22 protein-coding genes are annotated in these 24,294 nt (G+C 30.9%); 6 read left to right on the top strand and 16 right to left on the bottom strand.

Annotation, left to right across the window (positions count from 1 at the left end; all coding sequences use genetic code 11):
• Window positions 1-16: 16 nt before the first annotated feature.
• The 3 genes from V9L04_RS16115 to V9L04_RS16105 are packed head-to-tail and all read left to right on the top strand — an operon-like array spanning window position 17 to window position 2,819.
• Window positions 17-781, top strand: coding sequence for a hypothetical protein (locus V9L04_RS16115; RefSeq protein ID WP_338790888.1), 765 nt, complete (start codon window positions 17-19; stop codon window positions 779-781).
• Between the two features lie 18 nt (window positions 782-799).
• A complete protein-coding gene (locus V9L04_RS16110) occupies window positions 800-1,585 on the top strand; it encodes a hypothetical protein (protein ID WP_338790887.1) in 786 nt (261 codons plus the stop codon).
• A 16-nt stretch (window positions 1,586-1,601) separates the two neighbouring features.
• Window positions 1,602-2,819, top strand: a complete 1,218-nt coding sequence (locus tag V9L04_RS16105) for an NAD(P)/FAD-dependent oxidoreductase (RefSeq protein ID WP_338790886.1) — start codon at window positions 1,602-1,604, stop codon at window positions 2,817-2,819.
• Window positions 2,820-2,894: 75 nt separating this feature from the next.
• Here the strand turns inward: V9L04_RS16105 and V9L04_RS16100 are convergent, their stop codons facing one another.
• The 3 genes from V9L04_RS16100 to V9L04_RS16090 form a co-directional block, all read right to left on the bottom strand.
• A complete protein-coding gene (locus V9L04_RS16100; RefSeq protein WP_338790885.1) occupies window positions 2,895-3,344 on the bottom strand; it encodes a hypothetical protein in 450 nt (149 codons plus the stop codon).
• A 209-nt stretch (window positions 3,345-3,553) separates the two neighbouring features.
• The gene (locus V9L04_RS16095; RefSeq protein ID WP_338790884.1) at window positions 3,554-4,009 is read right to left on the bottom strand and encodes a hypothetical protein; all 456 of its coding nucleotides are present in this window, start codon (window positions 4,007-4,009) and stop codon (window positions 3,554-3,556) included.
• Between the two features lie 101 nt (window positions 4,010-4,110).
• A complete protein-coding gene (locus tag V9L04_RS16090; RefSeq protein ID WP_338790883.1) occupies window positions 4,111-4,575 on the bottom strand; it encodes a hypothetical protein in 465 nt (154 codons plus the stop codon).
• A 480-nt stretch (window positions 4,576-5,055) separates the two neighbouring features.
• On the opposite strand from V9L04_RS16090, the gene V9L04_RS16085 reads away from it, so the two are divergent.
• Window positions 5,056-7,302, top strand: coding sequence for a DUF5916 domain-containing protein (locus V9L04_RS16085; protein WP_338790882.1), 2,247 nt, complete (start codon window positions 5,056-5,058; stop codon window positions 7,300-7,302).
• A 367-nt stretch (window positions 7,303-7,669) separates the two neighbouring features.
• Here V9L04_RS16085 and V9L04_RS16080 read toward each other — a convergent pair whose 3' ends face one another.
• The 10 genes from V9L04_RS16080 to V9L04_RS16035 all read right to left on the bottom strand — a co-directional run bounded on the left by V9L04_RS16080 (window position 7,670) and on the right by V9L04_RS16035 (window position 16,609).
• Entirely contained in the window at window positions 7,670-9,376 is a 1,707-nt protein-coding gene (locus tag V9L04_RS16080; protein ID WP_338790881.1) for a carboxyl transferase domain-containing protein, read from the bottom strand.
• A 114-nt stretch (window positions 9,377-9,490) separates the two neighbouring features.
• A complete protein-coding gene (locus tag V9L04_RS16075; RefSeq protein WP_338790880.1) occupies window positions 9,491-10,120 on the bottom strand; it encodes a hypothetical protein in 630 nt (209 codons plus the stop codon).
• A gap of 9 nt (window positions 10,121-10,129) precedes the next feature.
• The gene (locus tag V9L04_RS16070) at window positions 10,130-10,831 is read right to left on the bottom strand and encodes a hypothetical protein (protein ID WP_338790879.1); all 702 of its coding nucleotides are present in this window, start codon (window positions 10,829-10,831) and stop codon (window positions 10,130-10,132) included.
• A 27-nt stretch (window positions 10,832-10,858) separates the two neighbouring features.
• A complete protein-coding gene (locus V9L04_RS16065) occupies window positions 10,859-11,521 on the bottom strand; it encodes a hypothetical protein (RefSeq protein ID WP_338790878.1) in 663 nt (220 codons plus the stop codon).
• A gap of 6 nt (window positions 11,522-11,527) precedes the next feature.
• Entirely contained in the window at window positions 11,528-12,283 is a 756-nt protein-coding gene (locus V9L04_RS16060; RefSeq protein WP_338790877.1) for a hypothetical protein, read from the bottom strand.
• Between the two features lie 3 nt (window positions 12,284-12,286).
• Window positions 12,287-12,985 carry a hypothetical protein gene (locus tag V9L04_RS16055; RefSeq protein ID WP_338790876.1) on the bottom strand — a complete coding sequence of 233 codons (699 nt, stop codon included), beginning with the start codon at window positions 12,983-12,985 and terminating at the stop codon, window positions 12,287-12,289.
• A gap of 12 nt (window positions 12,986-12,997) precedes the next feature.
• On the bottom strand, window positions 12,998-13,777 hold the full coding sequence (locus V9L04_RS16050) for a glycosyltransferase family 2 protein (RefSeq protein ID WP_338790875.1): 780 nt from the start codon (window positions 13,775-13,777) through the stop codon (window positions 12,998-13,000).
• A gap of 202 nt (window positions 13,778-13,979) precedes the next feature.
• Window positions 13,980-15,512: a rod shape-determining protein RodA gene (rodA, locus tag V9L04_RS16045; RefSeq protein ID WP_338790874.1), complete on the bottom strand. Its 1,533-nt coding sequence runs from the start codon at window positions 15,510-15,512 to the stop codon at window positions 13,980-13,982.
• A 69-nt stretch (window positions 15,513-15,581) separates the two neighbouring features.
• On the bottom strand, window positions 15,582-16,175 hold the full coding sequence (locus V9L04_RS16040; protein ID WP_338790873.1) for a DUF1415 domain-containing protein: 594 nt from the start codon (window positions 16,173-16,175) through the stop codon (window positions 15,582-15,584).
• Between the two features lie 29 nt (window positions 16,176-16,204).
• Window positions 16,205-16,609 carry a hypothetical protein gene (locus tag V9L04_RS16035; protein WP_338790872.1) on the bottom strand — a complete coding sequence of 135 codons (405 nt, stop codon included), beginning with the start codon at window positions 16,607-16,609 and terminating at the stop codon, window positions 16,205-16,207.
• Window positions 16,610-16,701: 92 nt separating this feature from the next.
• Between V9L04_RS16035 and V9L04_RS16030 the strand changes: the two genes are divergently transcribed.
• Window positions 16,702-17,067, top strand: coding sequence for a tetratricopeptide repeat protein (locus tag V9L04_RS16030; protein ID WP_338790871.1), 366 nt, complete (start codon window positions 16,702-16,704; stop codon window positions 17,065-17,067).
• A gap of 7 nt (window positions 17,068-17,074) precedes the next feature.
• Here the strand turns inward: V9L04_RS16030 and V9L04_RS16025 are convergent, their stop codons facing one another.
• The 3 genes from V9L04_RS16025 to V9L04_RS16015 all read right to left on the bottom strand — a co-directional run bounded on the left by V9L04_RS16025 (window position 17,075) and on the right by V9L04_RS16015 (window position 22,920).
• Complete coding sequence (locus V9L04_RS16025; protein WP_338790870.1) at window positions 17,075-18,304, bottom strand: DUF3667 domain-containing protein; 1,230 nt, start codon at window positions 18,302-18,304, stop codon at window positions 17,075-17,077.
• A gap of 145 nt (window positions 18,305-18,449) precedes the next feature.
• Complete coding sequence (ettA, locus tag V9L04_RS16020) at window positions 18,450-20,135, bottom strand: energy-dependent translational throttle protein EttA (RefSeq protein WP_338790869.1); 1,686 nt, start codon at window positions 20,133-20,135, stop codon at window positions 18,450-18,452.
• Between the two features lie 259 nt (window positions 20,136-20,394).
• Entirely contained in the window at window positions 20,395-22,920 is a 2,526-nt protein-coding gene (locus V9L04_RS16015) for a response regulator (protein WP_338790868.1), read from the bottom strand.
• Between the two features lie 212 nt (window positions 22,921-23,132).
• Here V9L04_RS16015 and V9L04_RS16010 point away from each other — a divergent pair, with 212 nt between their 5' ends.
• The gene (locus tag V9L04_RS16010) at window positions 23,133-24,206 is read left to right on the top strand and encodes a ferredoxin--NADP reductase (RefSeq protein WP_338790867.1); all 1,074 of its coding nucleotides are present in this window, start codon (window positions 23,133-23,135) and stop codon (window positions 24,204-24,206) included.
• The last annotated feature ends 88 nt before the right edge of the window (window positions 24,207-24,294 follow it).

Genomic DNA, 24,294 nt, shown 5'->3' with positions numbered 1-24,294 from the left:
TATATTATCATAAAAAATGATTATCCACACCTTAGAAAAAGAAAAACACAGCGATTTCTTAGAACAAAATAGAATCGACCCAATTACTGGAGATATTCTTCAAGAAGGAGATGAGATTGTGATTTGTGCGAGTTGTAAATCTGCTTTTTTGGTGGATTCTTGGGAGTATATGAATGACAAGCATTGTGAGCAAAGCCTTACATTAAAAGAAGTTCCTATAAGTGAAGTTGTTAGGATTGAAAGACCTTATTTGATTGATTTAAATGAAATAAAAGTGGCTTCAAGATATGGAGAAGCTATTTTTTCTGCTACACCTTATTTTCTGATAACTGGTATATTTTGCGCTATACTTTATTATTTTTCCTTTTTTTCTAATCGTACTGAGGCTATGCAAATAACAAATTGGTCTGTTATAATTATGACAGCTATTTTTTATTTTAAATCTTCTTATAAAAACAAATTAGAAATAACGAATCATATCCTCTTTTTTGATAAAAAAAAGAACTCAGAAAATAGCTTAAAAATTGAAGAGATTAAAGAGGTCAAAGTATATAAATCTAAAAGACATACATTTATGAATGCAATCAAAGGTTTATTCTCTTCAAAAAATCAAGCCTATACATTAGAAATCACAGACAAGCACGAAATAAAATATAATTTTCTACTTGAACACAAAGAACTAGAACGCATCTCAAAAGAAACCAATCTTCTACAAAAATTCCATAAAAACTCTCTTTCTTTTCTTTCCGTTAATTCAAAATCAATAGAAATAGCTGAATAAAACACATTAGCATAAAAAATGACCACTCACATCCTACAAAAAGAAAAACACCAAGATTTCCTAAAACAAGAACGAATTGACCCCATTACTGGCGATATTCTGCAAGAAGGAGATGAAATTGTAATTTGTGCAAGTTGTAAGTCTGCTTTTTTAGCTGATTCGTGGTCGTATATGGATAGAAAACATTGTAATCAAACACATACTTTAAGAGAAATACCAAAACAAGAAGCCGTAAAAATTGATAGAGAATCAAGAAATGAAAGACTTGATAAACTTGCTTTTTATCAGTTCACAACAGTAAAACAGTCGGAAGCAACTAGTATTTATACTGGTTTTTTCGCTTTGATAGGGGGAATTATATCTTATTCAACGTATCTTCTTGATATGGACTTTTTTCTTTTTGGTTTAGGTGCTGTTTTATTGGGAATAGGTGCAGGAAAAAAAATGTACAAACAAAAAACGCTTATCTTAGATTCTGGATATTTCATAATCAATAAAGATAAAAAAAATCAAGTAGTTATTCCTACTCAAAATATCGAATCTATAAATACAGAAAAAGCAAAATTCTTTTCTAGTCTTGCTAACTCTATTTTATTTAATAAAGGAGAAAATTTTTATGATTTAATTATCACAACAAAAAATGGAGAAACCCATACAGTTTTTGTTTCAGAACACGAAATAAAACGAATTGAACTAGAAACTAATATTCTAAAAAAATATTCGGCTCTAAATAGCATTGAAAATACGACTCAAAATATTCCTTTTGTTACACCTCAAAACGATAGATTAGATTTGGGTTTGTAAACTATAATTTCATAAAATGATAAAAATTAAGCAAAAAAAAACAACTCAAACAAAAGAAAATAAATCTGTCTCCACTCAAATCGCCATCATTGGAGGTGGTTTGGCTGGGTTAGCGTGTAGTATTCGGTTAGCTAGAGCAGGAATAAAAGTAATTTTAATAGAAAAAAACACCTATCCATTTCATAAAGTTTGTGGAGAATATATTTCAAATGAAGCCCTAGAATATGTAAAATCTTTAGGCGTAAATCCCTTTGATTTTGGTGCAGTTGCTTTAGACAAATTTTGGCTTTCTTCGCCTTCTGGAAACAAACTAGAATTAGATTTGCCTTTGGGTGGTTTCGGAATTAGCCGTTATACATTAGATTATGAATTATCAAAAATTGCGAAAAAAGAAGGCGTGGATATTTGGGAAGGAGTTTTTGTAAAAGACGTAAATAAGGGAAGGGAAATTGGGAATTGGGAATTGGAGAATACCAATGAGAATAACAGCTCTGAAAACAAATTCTTGATTGAAACTTCAAATGGAACTATTGAAAGTCAGATTATAATTGGTTCTTATGGCAAACGAAGCAACTTAGACAACAAACTACAAAGAGACTTTTCAAGTAAAAATTTCCCTTATATTGGTGTAAAATATCATTTAAAAACCAATTTAATGCCTGATAATGTAATTGCATTGCATAATTTTTGGCGTGGCTACTGTGGGATTTCAAGAATTGAAGATGACAAATTTTGTTTCTGTTACCTTTCTCATAAAGACAACATTACAGATTTTAAGAAGGTAGAAGAAATTGAAAAACAGCTTTTTACAGAAAATCCATTTTTGAGTAAAATATTGAAAGAAGCTGAGTTTTTGTATGATAAGCCCGAAATAATCAATCAAGTTTCTTTTTCTCCAAAAAAATTAATTGAAGATGATGTTTTGATGTGTGGAGATTCGGCAGGAATGATAACGCCTTTGTGTGGAAATGGAATGGCAATGGCTCTTCATAGTTCAAAAATTTTGAGTGATTTACTCATCCAATACTTTGATAATCAAATAGATTTTAATACTTTGAAAAAACACTACCAAAAACGTTGGAATAGTCAGTTTCAGTTGAGATTAAAGGCAGGCAGAACCGTTCAGCGTTTTTTTGGGGGACGACAATCTAGTGAACTTTTGATAAATACATTCAAATATATTCCTTCTTTGGCTCGTAAAGTAGTTAGTCTGACTCACGGAAAAGAATTTTAATAAGAAAGAATCGAACAAAAAAGCTATTCCTTTTGGAAAGAAATAGCTTTTCTGAATTTATAAATATTATAAAAACTACATGCCTAATTGAGCAAAGAAGTAATCTACTTCTTGGTCTGCTTTATCTGATGCTGCTTTCATTTCTGTTTTGAACTGTTCCCATTCAGCTTCAGTTTTGTTTTCAGCATTTTCTAAATTTGCTTTAAAATCTGCGTAATCTTTACGAAGTGCTTCACGTCTTTCTTTTACTTCTGCTGAAACTTTATCGCCTTCAGCTTCCATTTTAGCGTCTACTTCTGCCAAACGAGCATCCATTTTTTCCATTTTTGCATTCCACTCATTTTTCAATTCCATACGCTCTTGTGCCAATTCAGCATTCACTTCGTTCACTTCTGCTTGTGCATCATCTACCATTTCCGTAGCATCTTCTTCTGCTGTTGCTTTTTCAGCAGGAGTACAAGAATAAAAAAGTGTAGAAGAAAAAAGAAGAGCTGCAAATAAAAATACAGAGAATTTAGTAGTCATAATAAAAGTTTTTTGTAAAAAATGCTAGTAATAAAAATAATAGTTTTGATACAAAAATAGTAGAAACTTATCTATTCTGTATTTTAGATTAATTTTGAATCAAATGTAGTAAAAATAATCTTAATTTATCACAAATTAATTTATAAAAAAAGACCTGTCTTCTTTTTAAAGAAAACAGGTCTTTCAAATAGTATCCTAAAAATTGCTTATTAGTTATCTTTTTTTCCATCTAAACGGTCAAAGAAATTACTAACGTTTTCACCGATTTGGTCAGCCGTTTTGTTTACGTCAGCTTTAAATTGATCCCATTCAGCTTCTGTTTTGTTTTCAGCTTGATTTACATCAGCTTTAAATGCTTCATAATTGTTATCCAATTCTCTGCGTTCTTCTTTCATTTCAGCAGAAACATCATCTCCTTTTTCTTCAATTTTTTTGTCTAATTCTACCAAACGAGCATCCCATTCAGCCATTTTCACATTCATTTCGTTTTGCCATTCTTGTTTTGCTTTAGCATATTCAACATTTGCTTCAGCAAGTTCTTCTTTTGCTTCTACTACTTCTTCAGCAGCATCATCTTTCTTTTCAGTTGCAGACTGACAAGAATAAAATAGAGAAGAAGAAGAAACTAATAATGCTAATAAAAATACAGATAATTTAGTGTTCATAATAAAAATACAGTTGAGTTTAAAAAAATTAAATAAGTTGTAAAAATAAACATCTGTTTCTTGTTAGAAACAGATGTTTGAAAAGTCTATTTAGCCTTGGATTATTTGCCGTCGCCATCTACATCGATACGAGCAAAAAAGTTATCTACATCAGAAGCAATTTTATCAGCTGTTTTATTTACGTCAGCTTTAAACTCAGCCCATTCAGCTTCTGTTTTATTTTCAGCTTGCTCCATATTTGTCTTAAATTCTGCATATTCGTTACGAAGCTCTTCACGCTCTTGCTTAAGCTCTGCAGATGCTTTATCGCCTTTTGCTTCAATTTTAGCATCTAATTCTGCCAAACGAGCATCCCAAGTAGCCATTTTAGTGTTCCATTCGTTTTTCCACTCCATGCGCTCTTGCTTAAATTCAGCACTAGCTTCATTGATTTCGTTGTTCATTTCAGTCATTTCTTCGTTTACTTCTGCTTGAGCTTCTTTTCTTTCAGAAGGAGAACAAGCTGTAAAAAGTGTTGTTGAAGACAATAGAAGGGCAAATAAAAATACAGATAATTTAGTATTCATAATAAAAAATAGTTGTTGAAAAAATAAGGTTAAAAATAATAATTAAAAATCGTTTTTTTTTGGTTTCGATTTTCAGTTTTGTCTTTGTGTATTATACAGTTTTATCAAAAAATTGTTTAAAAACTGAAATAATTATGGGGTAAATTTAATAATTTTATTAAACAAATCATAAAAAAAAATGTGTATATGAAAAAATGATACAATATAAGTTGATTTGTTGAGCTAAAAACTTATGCTTTTTAAAAATAAAGCAAAAATTTCTTTTTATTTAAGTTCAGTATTTAAAACGTATCTTATTTGAAAAGGTTTAAAAAAATTAAATTTATTTTTATTAGCTGCTCAAAACTTCGTTTGAATTGTATTAAATTCTCTTAAAGAAATCTGATTTTTGAATTTCTTAACAAGTAACAAAGTTATTAGCAAGTATTTTTGTTTAATTTGATTAGTCAATCATAGTTCACAACTTCAATTTTACTTTTAATGAAACACTTTTATTCTTCTGTCTTTCTTACTTTCTGTTTTTATTGTTTTCACTTTTCTATTTTTTGTCAAACTACTCCTAATCAAACAGAAAGTATCATAAATGAAAAAAATATAGATTCACTTGCCACTTCTCCTTATCGCCTTTCAGTTAGAAAAACAACTGCTATCCGTGTAGATGGTGCATTAGATGAAGAAATTTGGCAAGTTTCTGAAGTAGCAACAGGTTTTGTTCAGAATTTCCCTACTGATACGTTACTTGCTCTTTCTCAGACTGAAGTGCGAGTGGCATACGATGAAAATTATTTGTATGTCGCTGCAATTTGTAAAGGGAATCCCCAAAAAAAATACATTATTTCTTCCATGCGAAGAGATTATGATTGGGGACAAAATGACAATTTTTCTGTTAATCTTGACCCTTTTGGAGATGGCTTGAATGGTGTTTATTTTACAGTTTCACCTGTTGGAGCGCAATTGGAAGGACTTATTTTTGAGGGCGATAGAGATGCTTCTAATTGGGATAATAAATGGTATAGTGCTGTTTCAGACTTGCCTGATGGTTCTTGGACATGTGAAATTGCAATTCCTTTCAAGACACTTCGTTATCCAAAAGACAAATCAAAATGGAAAGTAAATTTTGCTCGTAATGATGCGTATAGAAATGAAATTTCGGCTTGGATTCCTGTTCCAATTCAGTTTTCGACGGTTTCATTGGCTTTTACAGGCGAACTTATATTTGATGAAAACTTAAAAAAAGCAGGTTCAAATATTTCTATTATTCCTTATTTAGCAGGTTCGGCTGCAAAAGACAACATCAATAATACTCCTTACAAAACCAAAGGAAATATTGGGGGAGATGCAAAAATTGCTGTTACTCCTTCTCTAAATTTGGATTTGACTGTAAACCCTGATTTTTCGCAAGTAGAAGTCGATCAGCAGGTTACTAATTTGAGTCGTTTTGAGATATTTTTTCCAGAACGAAGACAGTTTTTTTTAGAAAATAGTGATTTGTTTGCCAATTTTGGTTTTAGTAGAATGCGACCTTTTTTCTCTCGTCGTGTTGGAATTGCTTATGATACTACTATTAATCAAAATGTTCAGAATCCTATTTTATATGGCGCACGTTTGAGTGGAAAAGTTAATAAAGATTGGCGTGTAGGTCTTTTAAATATTCAAACAGGACAAGATAAAGAAAAAGGAATTATTGGTAATAACTACACAGTAGCTGCTTTTCAAAGACAGATTTTCTCTCGTTCGAATATTGCAGGGATTTTTGTTAATCGTCAGGAAACTGGGAACGAAACTTCTGACAAGCCTTATACAAGAATGGCAGGAATTGATTATAATATGCAATCAAAGGACAGCAAGTGGAGAGGAAAAGTATTTTATCATCATGCTTTTTTGCCCAATGAAACAAAAGGAACATTTGCTCATGCTGCTTTTTTTGCCTACAATACTCGCAAATTTTATGCTGCTTGGAATCACGAATTGGTAGGAGAAAATTATGATATTAATGATATTGGTTATGTGCTTCGAAAAGGTCTTTGGCGTTTTGAAGATTGGGCAGGCTATAATATTTATCCTAAAAAAGGAAAAATACAGCGTCATAATTTTTATGCTTATTTCAATACTTATACTGATTTGAATTGGAAAATGACAGACAGAAATATTTCTTTAGAATACAATGCTACTTTATTTAATACTAGTGAATTTGGAGCAGGTGTTTTCAATGATTATACATATTTATTCTTTTCCTTTGACCCTACTAACTCTGGAGGAAAACAATTTGAAGAAGGACAAGAATTTACAAATACAGGAGCGTATGTTTATTTTAGTTCTGACTCTCGTAAGCGTTTTAATCTTTCTACTTCAGCATCACATAGCACATATTTTACAGGAACTCGTTTTAATGTTGATGGAACGATTCGCTACCGTTTTCAGCCTTATGGACAAATAGCTGTTAGTTTTGACCATAATATTATTGATTTGCCTGAGCCTTATAATGATGCTAATTTTTGGATTATTAGTCCTCGTTTAGATGTTTCATTTACTCGCAGTCTTTTCCTAACTACTTTTTTACAATATAATACACAAGCTGATAATGTCAATTTGAATGCCCGTTTTCAATGGCGTTTCAAACCTGTTTCGGACTTTTTCTTAGTCTATTCAGAAAATTATTTACCTGAAAGTTTTGGTTCGAAAAACCGTGCTATTGTAGCAAAGATTTCTTATTGGTTTAATCTTTAGGAACAATTACGAATGTAATACACTAAATATTAGCGTTTTGTTACTTCGAAATGAATATGTTATTTAATTCCAATTCCTTAGAATAATCTAACCTACTATTTTATGGAACACAGATTTTACGGATTATACAGATAAACCACAGATTTTTTTAGTAAAAAATCTAAACTCAACGAAAAATACTATCTTGTTATAGGGCAAACGCATGAAAATAAAATATATGACTTTATACTCTTTTTGAACTATCTTTTTAGTTTTAAAATTCAATTGAGGACACTTGAATTAAACAAAAAAGCCAATCGTTTTATAAAAATGATTGGCTTTTGCATTTAACTAGTAACTGATTAATGTTCACTGATAACTAAAAATTCTAGGTTTGAATTGCGCCTACATTATAACGCTTCGTAATTGGTGCTTGATTAGCAGCCTCAATTCCCATCGAAATAATCTGACGAGTTTCTAATGGATCAATAATAGCATCAATCCAAAGGCGTGCAGCAGCATAATACGGAGTTGTTTGTTTTTCGTATTTCTCTGTTATTTCTGCTAGTAATTTTTCTTCATCTTCCTTAGAAACTTCTCTTCCCTGTGCCTTTTCAGAACCTACTTTTATCTGTAAAAGTGTTTTTGCAGCCGAAGCACCACTCATAACAGCAATTTTAGCTGTCGGATAAGCTAACATCAAACGAGGGTCATACGCTTTTCCACACATGGCATAATTTCCTGCACCATACGAATTACCAACTACAATAGTAAATTTTGGAACAACACTATTTGCCATTGCACTAACTAGTTTTGCACCATCTTTAATAATTCCTCCATGTTCGGAACGACTTCCTACCATAAATCCAGTAACATCATGTAAAAACAAAAGTGGAATTTTCTTTTGGTTACACGTCATTATGAAACGGGCAGCTTTATCAGCAGAATCTGAGTAAACAACTCCACCCATTTGCATTTCTTTTTTACCACTCTTCAAAATCGTTCTCTGATTGGCTACTATTCCAACTGACCAACCATCTATTCTTGCATGTCCACACAAAATAGTTTTGCCATACTCCTTTTTATATTCTTCAAAGTCAGAATCATCTACAATTCTTTCGATAATATCTCGCATATCATACGGCTTGGTACGGTCAGCAGGTAAAAGTCTGTAAATTTCCTCCATGTTTTTGGTAGGAAGTTTTGGTTCTGAACGATTAAAACCTGCACTATCAGGCTCTCCAATTTTATCTATAATACTTCGAATAGCATCCAAACATGCTTCATCATTTGGATATTTATTATCAGTTACTCCCGAAATTTCGCAATGTGTAGAAGCTCCACCTAGTGTTTCTTGGTCTATATCTTCGCCTATGGCAGATTTTACAAGATAAGGACCTGCTAAAAATACTGAACCAGTTCCCTCAACAATTAAAGCCTCATCGGACATGATTGGCAAATATGCGCCACCTGCCACACAACTTCCCATAATAGCAGAAACTTGTACAATTCCTTCGGCTGACATGTGAGCATTATTTCTAAAAACTCTACCAAAATGCTCTTTATCTGCAAAAATTTCGTCTTGCAATGGTAAAAATATTCCTGCGCTGTCCACCAAATAAATAATAGGAATTCGGTTTTCCATCGCTATTTCTTGCGCTCTCAAATTCTTTTTTCCTGTAATTGGAAACCATGCTCCAGCCTTTACAGTGGCATCATTTGCCACAATTACACAAAGTCGTCCACTTACATGTCCCAAACCAGTAACTACGCCACCAGATGGACAACCTCCCCACTCATTGTACATATCATCACCTACAAAAGCTCCGATTTCATTAAAATAAGTGGTGTTTCCTTCTTGGTCTTTATCTAAAAGGTAGTTGATTCGTTCTCTAGCTGTTAGTTTTCCTTTAGATTTGTGTTTGTCTATTTTTTTTTGTCCTCCTCCTAATTTTACTTTGTCTAGCTTTGCTTGAAGTTGAAAAACAAGCTGTTTGTTTGCATCTTCATTAATATTGAGCTGTACATTTTCCTTTTCAGATTTTGAAGGGCTGCTATGAGTGCTAGTTTTATCAGGACTTTTTGATTCTGCCATAGTTTGTAGTGTGTGCTAGGTTTTACTTTTCTGTGTTTTCTTTTTTAGGTTCTACAAAAAAAACGATTTATTTGCTATTTTACAATAGAAAGTTTTGATTAGAATAATCAACCATTAATTTACTTCCAAATTAACATAAATCTCTTTATAGATTTTTGTGGCTTCTAATGGCGAAATTACTTTTGTGGTCTCATTTACGAAATCTGCTTTTTCAATGATTTTTTCATAATACTTATCTTCTGTTTCTATTTTTTTTTCCATCAAAATGATTATCCTTCCATCAATTAAATGAATTGCTGTAAAATCGCCATAGTAAGAGTTAGAAACAATATTTTTTATTTGATATTTCATAAATAAATGTCCTATTCTGTTTAAGAATATTGAATCTTTTTCATTTTTGGAATACAGAATTTCAGATTCTTCAATTATCATTAATGGCTCGCTCACATTCTTATCAATATCTATTTGAAACTTTAAGATTCCTAAGTAGTAATTGTTGGTGGTACGAATTGTGCATTTTTGTTCTCCCTCAACTGGATAAGTTATACTAGTTTGTATGCTATCCAACTCCCATAAATCAGCCAATTCATCTTGAGTAAATGGTTTTAAGGTTTTACTTTGCAATATCTCTTCTTTCGTTTTTATAGGAAAAAGATTTACAAGAATAGTAAAACCTACTATCAAAAGAAGTAGAGTAAACCCAATAAAAGCAGAAATTTTACTTGTAAATTGATTTTGTGGCATATTCTATTTTTAATAAGGATAAATTACTTTTGTACTATCATTCAGATACTCTGCTCGTTCGATAAGTTTTTGGGAATATTCCGTTTTTATTTCTGCATTTTGTCTTATCAAAAATAACTGTCTTCCATCTTTTAATTCAATTTTAGTAAAATCTCCTGCCTTTGATTCGGTAAAAATAGATTTTATCTGATACTTTAAAAATAACACTCCAATCTCTTTAAGCTGATAATAATAACTAGAGTCAGATTCTTTGATATCGAACTCTTCAAGTTTAGTAGTATAGCTTGTAGGGTAAGAATATTCAAAATCTAACATTCCATAATTGATAATAACCTTACCTTGGTCGAAGTTATTGTATGCTTCTTGTAAACGTCTTTTCGTATTAGGTTCTAAGTTGTTGGAGTTATTAATAAGTTCAGTAGTTATATAACCAAAGTTTTTATTGATTTGAATATGCTTTCTTAGCTTCTCATAATGAAAGTTTATAGAATCTGTTTGTAATTTTTCTAGCTTCCACAAATCAGCTAAGTCAGCAGAATCTAAAATACTAAATTCTGGTTCTGCTGTTTCTATTATTTCTTCTTCCTCTTTTATTTCTTCAACAGGCTTTTCTACAAAGAAATTTATAAAAACAGTAAAACCAATAACTCCAATCAGTAAAAGAAAACCTACGATTGATGAAAATTTATTTGATGTTGGGTTCTGTGGCATATTGAGTATTCATTTAGAATAATAACTTCATTCTACTTTAGGCAAATATAATTTTGTACTATCATTTAGAAACTTGGCTTCTTTTATAAACTCCTTGTAATAAGTGTTTTCTATTGTCTTATTGTCCTTTATTAAAAACACTTTTGAACTATCTTTCAAATTAATACAGGTGAAATAATTATTTTCTGGCAAGATATATATAGAACTTATCTGAAAATTTGTAATCAAATGACCCACATGTGAGGCAACAGAATTCATATCATAATATAGAAGTTCGAAGGTTTCTATTTTCATTCTTTCATTTCTATTAAATTTCAATATTCCGTAATGAATATATGAACTATCTTTTGAAAGAAAATCTCTTTCATATTCACTCACATCAGGTAAAAAAGCAAAACCAAAACGTTTTCGTCTTTTATTAACTGACATATACAGTTCCTTTTCTTTGTTTGGTATAACTACCTTTTTGGATTCAACTCCTTCTAATTGCCAAAGTCGTTCTATTTCTATTTTAGTAAAATCTTTGTGCAAGGGTATTTCATCTATTTGCTCATCTGTCGTAACTTTTACTAATTCTTCTATTGATATTTTCTCTGAAAAACTTATAAAAACAGTGAAAACTATAATTATGAGTAAGAGAACTATTCCAATAAAAGACGAAAATTTACTTGTTGTTGGGCTTTGTGACATAACATTTTAATAATCAGAAGGTAAGACTATTTGTGTACTATCATTTAAATAACGTGCTTTGTTGATTGTGTTCTTATAAGAATTATCTATTATTTCTGCATTTTCCTTTACTAAAAATAAAGCTCCTCCACCTTTGAATTCAATTTTGGTAAAATTACCTGCTTCTGGCAATGTAGTAATAGATTCAATTTGATATTTTACAATTAAGTGAGCAATTTCTCTCATTGCTGGTTCGAAATCACTAGCTTTTGTATATTCTATTGAAAAATATTCGAAATATTCAATAAAAGAATCTGTATTAGATAAACTAGCATCATCTTGTTCTACGTGTTTGAATGAAATTATTCCGTTGTAAATTGTATATTTTGATGAAACATCTATAAATAATTCACGCATTTCAGACTCGCCGAGTATTTCAATTAATGCAGAATCTCTAAAAGGATTAAGTTTTGTAAATCCTAATTCTTTATAAATTTTCATGTATGTTCGGTTTTCTATTTCATTTGTTACTATAGAATCTGTGTGTATATTTTCTAGTTTCCACAAATCAGATAACTCAGCTTCTGTAAAATACCTGTCTTTAAAATTTACTAAAGTATCTTCTAATACTGCTTCTTGCTCAAAAACTACATTCTCCACCTCTTTTATTTCTTCTGTCGATTCTTCAACAAAGAAATTTATAAAAACAGTAAAACCTATTACTAAAAGAAGTAAAATGATTCCAATGAAAGTAGAGAGTTTATTTTTTAGACTTTGTCGCATATTTTATTTGTGTGATGGATAAATTATTCTTGTACTGTCATTCAAATATATTGCATTCCCTAGTATGTTTCTGTAGTAATCATCTTGTATTTTTATAGCTTTTCTGATTAAGAATAATTTTCTACCATCTTTCAAATCAATTTTTGTAAATTGTTCTGAAGTAGGAGTAGAAATATTATCAATCTGATACTTTAATAACGTTTTTCCTATTTCCATTAGTTGAGTAGAATCTATAAAATTAATATCATAATTCTTTATTTTGATACTTTCAGGTGTTCCTATGTAGTTACCTTTGGAATCATGTTTCAAACTTAATGTACCATAATTTATAATAGCTTTCTGCTGATTACCTTCATTAAATATTTCTGATAGATGTTTTAGTGAATCAGGTATTTTCTTAAACATTTCACTACTTATTAATGAATCATACTGCTCAAATTTAAAACTCTCATTAATACCTATATGTGATATTGGTTTCTTTGGATCAATAGTCAATGGATTAGTGTCTAAGTCTTTTAGCTTCCAAAGAGAAATCAAATCTCTCTCTTCTAAGACTATATATTCAAATGCACTATTCTCTTTATTATTCTGTTGATTAATGGATTTATCAACAAAGAAATTTATAAAAACAGTAAAGCCTATAATTCCAACTAATAAAAGGAATCCAATAACAGAGGAAAATTTATTTGAGGTTTGTGACATATAAAATAAAGTTTATTTAAAAAGTCGCTTTCCAAAAATAATAAAATGCTGCCAAACTGCACCTAAAAAACCAATATGTTTTTGAAAGATTTTGAAACGTTCTTGTAATGATTTTTTCTTTTGTGAAGTGGAAATTCCTCCTGCCAAAAAATGAGCAATTATTATTTCAGTTTGTTTTACTCTAATTTCCTGTTTATTCGTTTTGCGTTTTTCTATTTCTTTAAAAAGACGAATAGACCAATCTATATCTCCAGCTAATCTAAAATCAAGGTCGTACAAAGGTGCAATTTCTCTACGAACGAGCATTGCTTGATGACAAATTACCATTCCTTCTAAGAAATTTTTGTATCCTTTTTTTGCTAATTGTTTTTCTGTGGGAGCAATTTTATGATAATCTGTGAAGGTATTATCTAAATGTTTAATCTTTACTTTTCCATAAATGAAGTCTATTTTTTGAAAGTCTGTTTCCTTATTCAAAACATCATTTATCGCATTTTCTAAAGTTTGAGGAGTTGGAATTGTATCTCCTGCGTGTAGAAACCACACAAAATCTCCTGTGCTAAGTTTCAGACCTTTATTCATTGCATCATAAAGGCTTTTGTCTTTTTCGCTAATCCAAGTGGTAATAAATTCTTGATTTTCTTCAATAATTTCTTTTGTTCCGTCCGTAGAGTTTCCATCAACAACTACGTATTCTATGTTTTTGTACGTTTGATTTTTGACAGATTCAAGCGTTCGAAGGAAAAGTTCTTTTGCATTTCGGACGACGGTAATTATAGATATTTTTAACAATGGTAAATTATAAATGGTAAATTATAAATGAAATACGGAATACATTTTAAACACAGAGTTCGCAGAGAACACAGAGGAATAAAAATACATTTTGAACCACAGAGAAATAAAGAGAAAAGACAAGAGACTGAAAATACCTTCTTACAATCAATCTGAAAAATAGTATTTGAAATTAACTGATGACTGATGACTGATAACTGATTTAATCAATTTTGACTTCAATTTTACGGTGCATATCTAGTTTTACCAAAATAAAGAGTAATAGCGTAAAACCCCATAGCGACGAACCTCCATAACTAAAGAATGGCAAAGGAATACCAATTACAGGAAAAAGTCCGATTGTCATTCCGATATTTACTACAAAGTGATAAAACAAAATTGAAACTACACCATACGCATACACCCTAGAAAACTTTGATTTTTGCCGTTCTGCAACGTGAATAAGTCTGAAAAATAGCAAAACAAACAACACTAAAACACCAAAACTTCCTACCCAGCCTTGTTCTTCTCCGATGGTACAATAAATAAAATCGGTACTTTGGTCAGGTACATAATTAAGTTTTGTGTGTGTGCCTTCTAAAAATCCTTTTCCTGTTAGTCCTCCTGAACTGATGGCACTTTTTGAGTTATAGACTTGCCAGCCAAAATCTTGTTTTCCTTGTGTTGGATCGACTAAAACTTCTAATCTTTTGCGCTGATATTCTTTCAAAACATCTTTTACAAAAAAGTCTAGTCCTCCTACAATTGCTACAGCAGCAATTACGATAAATCCCACAAGCCAAATCGGTTTGTATTTTTTGTCTATTGTAATTGAAAAAATTCCTTTAATAAATAACCAAACAGCAAAAACACCACTTAGCCACATCAAATTTTGTTTGAAAGATTCAGATTTGATAAGAGCAATATCTTCTGACTGATACTCTTGAACAGGAAGCCACCAAGGAATAGTTAAAAGAATAACATTCAAGCCGATTTCTATTGCAAAAACAAACCATTTTGGACGGTCTTCTGCTCGCCTTCTAAAAAAATCTATGAGCTGAATACAGAGTAAAACTGTTCCTCCAATGACAATAATTCGCTGCATCAATCCCCACAAATCGGAGAGCATAACAAGTGTAGCCACCAGAAGTAAAATAGCAGAAAGACCAGCCACCATAATAAAAGAAGGCAACCCTTCACGATAAAAAACGATGAAAAAACTAGCAAAAACCATTGCAGAACCTGTATCTCCTTGCAAAATTGTAAGAACGGCAGGAATGCCAATAATGACCATCAAAACACCAATATATTTCCATTTTTCGGCACTCACCCGTTTATTTCCTAAGAAAAAGGCTATCATCAGAGCTGTTCCTACTTTGGCGAGTTCGGCAGGTTGAAAGCGAATTCCTCCAAAATCAAACCACGACTTTGACCCTGCTACTTCTCTTCCAAAAAGTAAAACTCCGACCAGTAAAGCCATTGTTCCAATATAAAAAAAGGGGGAAACAGAAGCGAAAAGCCGAACATCTAAAAGCATCAAAACCAAAGCCAACATTGTTGCTAGTCCAATCCAAACGATTTGTTTTCCTGCATTGGTCTTAAATAAAAATTGAGTAATGGTATAGGTTTTTTCAGCGTCGTAAATGGCTGCATAAATACTAATCCAACCCCAAGTTAGAAGTCCAAAAAACAATAAAATTGTCATCCAGTCTAACTGAGAGAAAGGCGAACGAGAAGAGGAAGAAGAACCGTACATTTTTAGTGATTAATGATTAACTATTAGTGATAAGTTGAATGTTTATTTACACCCTAAGGATTTCGAAAACTATGAAGAAAAAAATTTTAACCATTCAAAGTCAGTATCTTTCATTTTTTCTAATTTTTCTATATTTTTTTGAGGTATAGCTTCTACTTGATTATAATTTATAATTGCATTTTCTACACTTTCTTCTCTCAAAATATGTAAAATTGGGTAAGGACTGCGATTAGTAAAATGACTTTTTGAATTTATATCTTCCCCTGCAAAAATATAATTGGGATGAAAAGCTACAAGTTGAAATTTTTCTTCTAAGTTATTTTGCTCCAAATATAAATCCAATACAGCAACAAAGTCTAGAAAGTCGTTGAACAGCGTATTTTCTTCGTTATTTATCTTTTCAAAAAGGTTAAAAAAAATATTTGGAAAAACTAAAAGTGTTGTGTCTATGTAATTTTGACTTTGTTCATTATCATTATCTTGTAAAAGTTCAATTTCAGAAACAGCTTTCTGTATGCATTTTTCAAAACTATCACTTTCTTCTATCTCAAAACGAATTTCCTTTTTTGCATAAACAGAATGAGCAAAAGGGCAAAGATTTAATTTCAAAATCCATTCTTCAAACCACTTTTTGGTGTTTTTTTGTATGTCTATTTTATTCATATCATTTTTTTCACACTCTGAAGAGTATGCTACATTTTATTTTTCAAGAAATCTATCAATTTATACTTATCTAATGAAAGTGCAATTCCCTCATCAATACAACTTTCATAGAGAGCAACTATTTTACTATTCAAATTTTCTCCATTCTCTTCAAAATTTAAGGAATATTGATATAATAAATCTGCTAAAATATGGAGTTGATTTGGATTAAATTCATATTCGTCTCTCAAGACTTGTAAAAAAACCTCAGCTTTCATTTCTAAAACCATAGCAATAGTGAGATTTGATTCTTCGTTTAAAACTTTATCAAACTCGGCTGCAAACTCTTCTTTTGTGAAAGCAACCTCTGTTTTGGTTACTTTAGCTAAAAGTTCTGCTAATACTACAGCAAGTTTGTCTATTTTTTTCTTTAAATAATCTTTTTCTCTTTGCATTATACTTTCTTTAGTTTTTGTCAAAAATATATATTGCAAAATTACTAAATTTGTAATCAAAAAAATAATTTTACAACTATTCATAAACAAATATGGAACGCATAGAACAGCTATTAAAATTCTTAGAAAAAGAACCCAACGATACATTTTTATTATATGCAGTTGCAACCGAATACCTCAAAACAGATACCCAAAAAGCCGTAAGTTATTATGAAAATTTACTTCAAAATCACGCTGAGTATGTTCCTACCTATTATCATGCAGCCGAATTATATACCAATTTAGGCAACTATGAAAAGGCAAATCAAATGTATTTAAAAGGTATTGAAGTTTGTAAAACAACAATTCACAAAGCTCAAGAGCAAAATATAGAAATTGATAAAGTAACTTTAAAATCACTTCAAGAATTAAAATCGGCGCATGAGCTTTTTTTGATGGAATTTGAAGACGAGTTTTGATATAAAATTAAAACATAAAGAAAGAATACAATAAATTAATAGAAAGCATAAACATAAGTATAGTTGCATAAAGCATAGAAATAATACATGCTTTAATAGTTGTTTTGATAAACCCTTGTTTGTATACATTCTTAAAAGCAAGCCAAACATAAATTACCAGTCCTAAGAACATAAGCAAGCTAATTATCCAAAAATTCCAATGAAAGAATAATGCTGCAAGTGTCAGAATTATAAATGTAAACCCTTGTAAATGAAGCGTAAAAATAAGATGGTCTATATAATATTTTTTTCGTCTTATATAAAAAGGCATAAAACAAAATGCTAATAAAGGCAGCGTAAAAAACATAAGTGTACCAATATTATTGATAATATTTGCCAAAAATATAGCAGGATCATTTCTGCCAATCTTTAGCAATTGTTCAGCAAATTGCATATTTATAACATTTTTTTTGTTATCTCCAACTGCAACTATATTTATAGAGTCTAATAATGATTCAGCAGTCATTCTTCTATCTTGTATCAAACGAAAAAACCTATGAAGTTTGCCTTGTTTCTCCTTAACTTTATTGTCAAAAAGCATAATCGTTTCTGCCAAAACTGCACTATCTTGGACTAAATTCTCTAAAGAATCTATATTTATAGTAGAGTCATTTATCTTTCCTTCCCTAATTGCAGCAATTACTTTAGATAACGAATCTCTTATAACTATTTGTTTTTTAGCAAATTGACTTGATAATGTATTTACTAGAGAATCTTCTGAAATACTATCATTTGATTCATAATTATTCCATCCTGTTTCTAAATCCTTGAGTGGATCTATTTTATTGCTTGTGATAGCAGAGTCATTTGAGGTAATTTCACTATCTGGATTCTCTTCATTTGTAGTACTAATATCTCTTATAGCTTTTTCAATACTTGGCGTAAATAATTTGATAACGACAAAGAAAAAAAGCAAACTAGAAAGCAAATAAATTTTAAAAGGGTGCATATAACGCACTCGTTTTCCATTTAAAAACTCATTGGTTAGTTTTCCTGGGTAGAAAAGAAAATAAGGAATGGTTTTGAATACTCTTGACTCAAAATTAAAAGCTGTTGCAATAGCATCTTTCAATAAAAGGTATAAAGAAATACGTTTATCAGCATTTTCTTGTCCACAATTCGGACAATATTTATTTTCTGTTTTAACCTCGTAATCACAATTAAGACAAACCGTTTTGGTAGGAAGTTGAGTAGGCATAAAGTAATTTAATGAAAAGTAGTTTTAGTAGTTGGTATTACCTAGTACGTAAAAAGTCTTGAAAATGTTAAATTTATTTTTACGTAAAAACCCTAAGGGTCGCTAAAGACCCTTAGGGTTGAAAAGTTAATAACCTGTTGTTATTTTAAACTAATTTCTTATATTTCAAACGCTTAGGAATTTCATCGCCTAATCTTTTCTGACGGTCTTCCATATACTCACTAAAGTTTCCTTCATAAAAACGCACTTGCGAATCGCCTTCAAAGGCCAAGATATGTGTTGCTACTCTATCCAAGAACCATCTGTCGTGAGAAATAACAACGGCACAACCTGCAAAATTATCCAAACCTTCCTCTAAGGCACGCAGAGTTTTTACATCCAAATCATTGGTAGGCTCATCTAGTAAAAGTAAGTTTGCACCTTCTTTTAATGTCAAGGCTAAATGTACACGATTTCTTTCTCCACCTGAAAGCTCTTTTAGTTTTTTCTGTTGGTCTGAACCTCCGAAATTAAAGCGACTAACATAGGCACGAGAATTTGTTTCTTTTCCTCCTAACATCATCAGTTCGCTTCCTCCTGTGATGGTTTCGAAGATTGTTTTTTCATTGTCTATATGGATGTGTTCTTGGTCTGCGTAACCTATTTGTACAGTTTCTCCGACTTTGAATGTTCCTCCATCAGGATTTTCAGTTCCCATAATCATTTTGAAGAGGGTTGTTTTTCCTGCTCCATTTGGTCCAATTACTCCTACAATTCCACCTTTAGGTAATGAGAAATTAAGATTTTCAAATAATAATTTATCTCCAAATGCTTTTGAAACCTCATTTGCTTCAATAACCACATCTCCCAAACGCTCACTTGCAGGAATAAAAATTTCTAGTTTTTCTTCTTTTTGAGATTGGTCTTCACTCATCATTTTGTCATACGAAGACATACGAGCTTTAGATTTTGCTTGTTTGCCTTTTGAATTCATTCTTGACCATTCCAACTCTTTTTGAAGAGCTTTTTGGTAACGAGAAGCAGTTTTTTCATTTTCAGACATTTTTTTCTGCTTCTGATCCAACCAATCTGAATAGTTTGCTTTCCACGGAATACCTTTTCCATTATCCAATTCCAAAATCCATTCAGTTACATTATCCAAGAAATAACGGTCGTGAGTAACAATAATTACTGTTCCCTTATATTCTCTCAAATGATGCTCAAGCCAGTGTACAGATTCTGCGTCCAAGTGGTTGGTAGGCTCATCTAAAAGCAAAACATCAGGTTCTTTCAAAAGCAAACGACAAAGGGCAACACGTCTTTTTTCTCCACCCGAAAGATTACCAATAATGGCATCTTCTGGAGGTGTGCGAAGTGCATCCATTGCTTTTTCTAATTTTGTGTCCAAACTCCAAGCATCTAAAGCATCTAGTTTTTCTTGAACTTTTGCTTGTTTTTCGATGAGTTTGTCCATTTTATCTGGGTCGTCCAAAATTTCTGGGTCACCAAATTTTAAATTTATCTCTTCAAATTCTTTGAGTAAATCAACTGTTTCTTGTGCGCCTTCTTGTACAATATCTTTTACTGTTTTGGTTGGGTCAAGTTTTGGTTCTTGTTCCAAATAACCCACCGAATAACCAGGTGAAAAAACAACTTCTCCTTGATATTCTGTTTCCAAACCTGCAATAATTTTGAGAATGGTAGATTTACCTGCACCATTCAGACCAATTACACCGATTTTAGCACCATAAAAAAATGAAAGATAAATATCTTTTAATACTTGTTTTTGAGGAGGATACGTTTTACTCACTCCTGCCATCGAAAATATAACTTTATTATCAACTGTACTCATATATAAATTTTATGTTTTTTGAACAGACTAGGAAGTCTGTTGTACGTAATTCTATTTTTACACTAATTTAGGGAAAAAAGTGTGATTTGAAAGAATAAAATTTATGTAAAGGTTTTTTGCAACTGATTTTTCTTAAAGATTCGTAGAATTAATAGGCTTTGAAAATATAGATAAATGTGAAAGCACTCATAGTAGAATACTATCTATTTCATTATTGATAGCCATTTAATTTCTGTTAGCTGAAATAATTTTAATACAATCACAAATTCAAAATAATACGATAATTCAATCTATATTCTTCAAAAGAATGTTCGAAGGCTTGCATTTGTTCGGCTACATCTGCGTCAATATCATCTTTTAGCATTGCATCAATTTCAGTGGCTATAGTTGCCATTCTATCAATTCCCAAAGTAGCAGCACTTCCTTTTATGGTATGAACATGGAGTTTTAAGGTTTGTCTATCATTTTTATTAAATGCCATAATTGCCTCAATCAAAAGCCCTGTTGTTTCAGTTTCGAAAAGTTCGTAGGATTCGTCCACTAGTTCCTGTCCGCCCCATTTTTGAAGCTGTTGAGCTGTTTGTGTATTTACAATAGGCAGATATTTTAAAGATTCTGTCGAAGATTGACTCGCTAGATTAGCTTTATTTATAGATTCTTGACTCTTTTTTGCTCTATTCTCTTTTGAGTTTTCATCATCCAAATTATGAAACTTAATATCTATCCATTGTCTTGTTTTTTGAATAAGTGTTTCTGCTTTTACAGGCTTGGGCAAATAATCATCCATTCCTGCACTAATAAAACGTTCTTTTTCGTCTGCAACTGTAAAAGCTGTTAAGGCAATAATAGGAGGAACAGAAATTTTGAGCCTTTTTATAAAACGAGTAGCTGTTACACCATCCATTTCAGGCATCTGAATATCCATATAGACGAGTTCAAATTGATTATTTTTTATTTTATGAATTGCTTCCTTGCCATTTACTGCCGTAATTATCTGACAACCCGATTTTTCTAGTATTTTTTTGGCTACTGTTAGATTTGTTGTATTGTCATCGACTACTAAAATCAAAGGATTATTAATAAATGAATTTTCCCAATCTAATTGTATTTGAGTAGTTGTTTTTTGACTTGCTAACTCACTTTGAATTTCAGAATTATTTTCACTTATCAATTCGTCTTCTCTGTTATTTTCTGTACTTCTTAGAGCTTCAAAAGAGAAATAAAATGTACTTCCTTCTTTTTCCTTTGACCAAACTTGCATAGTTCCTCCCATTATTTCTGCAAGATGTTTGGCTATTGTTAGTCCTAGTCCTGTTCCACTTACTATTTTTTGATAATGATGTTGTAGTTTAGAAAATGAATCAAATAAAAACTCTTGATTTTCTTCCGAAATTCCGATTCCTGTATCTTTTACTTCGCCTCTCAAAAGTAGTTTTCCGTCTTCTTCTTTAAGAGTATCTAATGAAATAGAAATTTTTCCATTCTGAACATTATATTTAATAGCATTTGAAATTAAAGAACCAAAAATTTGCAATAATCGACTTTTATCAGCGATAATTTTTTTTGGCGTTTTATCTGTAATTTTGACAGAAAGCTGTAATGATTTTTGCCTAATTTCCTTGGTAAAAAGTAATAAAAATTGTTCTAATACTGATTTTAACTCAAATACTTCTGGTTTTAGAAGCATTTTATTGGCTTCCATCTTTGATAAATCTAATACATTATTCAAAATGGTTAATAAATCATTTGAAGAGGCTTCAATTGTATCTAAATAATTATTTTGTTCTTCATTGAGCTGAGTTGTACGAAGCAAATCAATCATTCCAATAATTCCATTCATGGGAGTTCTTATTTCATGTCCCATATCAGCTAAAAATTGCTTTTTGCTTTCCAAAATTCGCTCTATATTCTGTTTGGTTTTTTGTACTTCTTGGCTTACTTTTTTACTTTCATTAATTTCTCGTGCAATGCCTTCTATTGCCAATATATTTTTATTTGTCTTGTCTTCTAATACTTGAAAGTTACAGAGTAGCGTTTTCGAATGACCTAGTTTTGATAAGACATGTATTTCATAATTTTTTATTTTTTTACGTTCTTTCAATATAAAAAGAAGATTTTCAAGTTTCTCTTTTGAAATAAGAAAGGAATGAATCGCTTTATTAACAAGTTCTTTTGGATCATATTCTAATATTGCTTTTACGGACGGACTAATGCTTGTTATTATTCCATTTGGAGTAGCTTGAAAATAAATATCTTGAAAAGATTCAAAAATGGTCTTGAATTTTATATCATTTTCTTGTTTGTCTAAGCGCACTAAAGCCGACAAAATCATTTGATAGAAACAATCTAAAAAACTAATAGTCTGATTATCTATATTTTGATAACTATCTTGAGAAAGACAAACAAAAATATTCAATAATTGATTAGACTTTTGAATTGGAATATATAGAAAATAATGATTGTTTTCATTTTTTGTAAAAACTAGCTTTTGTAGTTTGCTTTCTTTTTCTAACATATTTATTTCTTCTTCACTCAGAAAAGGCGTATTTTTTGAATATTTTTTCGAATAAATAATTTGATAAGATACAATTACAATACTAAAATCTATTTCAAAGACTTTATTTAGATGTTCGAAAATAGAATCATAGAGTGCATTAAAAGAAATACAACTATTTGCTGATTTGAGAAATGAAAATAGAGTTTGTGCCTGTATTTGAGAAGGCACAGAAAAACTAGAAGATGGAGTAATAGTAGTAGTAGGAGATAAAATTTCAACATTTATCATATAAAATCGGTTTTTGCTTTTTTTAGCCTTTAAGTCTATCTTAAATTTATTTGAATGACTATCTTTGCACTTTGCATCAATTTAAGAAATTATTGGATAGTCTAACAAGCTATTTTGAAAAAAAATACAACTAATTTAATTATTTGTCCTTAAAGAAAAACTTAGCCAATTCATATACAATTTACACCCAACTAATAAATATAATTTGTTTTATGTCATCTAATCGCTATCAAACACTAAAAATAAAAGAAATTGTCAAAGAAACACCTGACACAATTACTATACATCTCAAACAACCTCTTTTTAGAAAGATTCCTTATTATGCAGGGCAGTTTTTGACACTAATTGTTAAAGATGCCAATGGTAAAAAATATCGTCGTGCTTACTCGCTTTGTTCTGCTCCTCACTTAGATAGTACGCTTGCCGTGACTGTAAAACGAGTAGAGGGTGGTGTAGTTTCAAATCTTTTGAATGATACATTGAAAGCTGGAGAAAAACTAGAAATTATGGAACCAATGGGTAATTTTGTTTTGAGAACACATCCAGATAATAAACGTCATATTGTTCTTTTTGGGGGTGGAAGTGGAATTACGCCATTGATGTCGATGCTAAAAGTGGCTTTAAGTTATGAGCAAAATAGTATTGTTTCCTTAATTTATACGTGTAGAGATGAAGAAAGCACTATTTTCAAAAATCAATTAGACAAACTCAAACAAAAACATGGAGATAGATTTAATTTGATTTATTCTTTAACACAGCCTAAAACAGATTTATCAACTAAAGAAAATCATTTTGAAGGTAGAGTTACAAAAGAGTTCATTAAAACAACTTTAGAAAAATTACCAACAATAAAAGATAGAATTTTTTACTTATGTGGTCCTGAAGGAATGATGGATACTATAGAAGAAACTTTATCAGAATTGAATGTACCTAGTGATACGGTTCATAAAGAAAACTTTTTTGCACCTGTTAATTCTGATGATGAAAATGGAGCAATCGTTCCTGATGGAAGAAAAACAGTAAAAGTTATTTTGAATGGTGAAGAAACTGAAATTGCTGTCGATGCCAAAAAGACAATTTTAGAAGCTGCTTTAGATGATGAAATTGATATGCCTTACTCATGTCAGAGTGGACTTTGTACGGCTTGTCGTGGGCTTTGTCTGTCTGGAAAAGTCACGATGGATTCCAATGAAGCTCTTAGCGAAGCCGAAATTATTGAAGGTTATATTCTGACTTGTCAAGCCCACCCACTTACAGATGATGTAAAGGTAGATATGGATGCTTAAAATTAATTACGAACTGATATTACATAACAATAAAATTTCTGCAAATTTCTTGCATAAATAACGAAACCCACGATTTTAATCGTGGTAA

It is taken from the genome of Bernardetia sp. MNP-M8 (assembly GCF_037126285.1).
Lineage (GTDB): Bacteria > Bacteroidota > Bacteroidia > Cytophagales > Bernardetiaceae > Bernardetia.
This window is presented reverse-complemented; position numbering and strand designations above follow the sequence as displayed.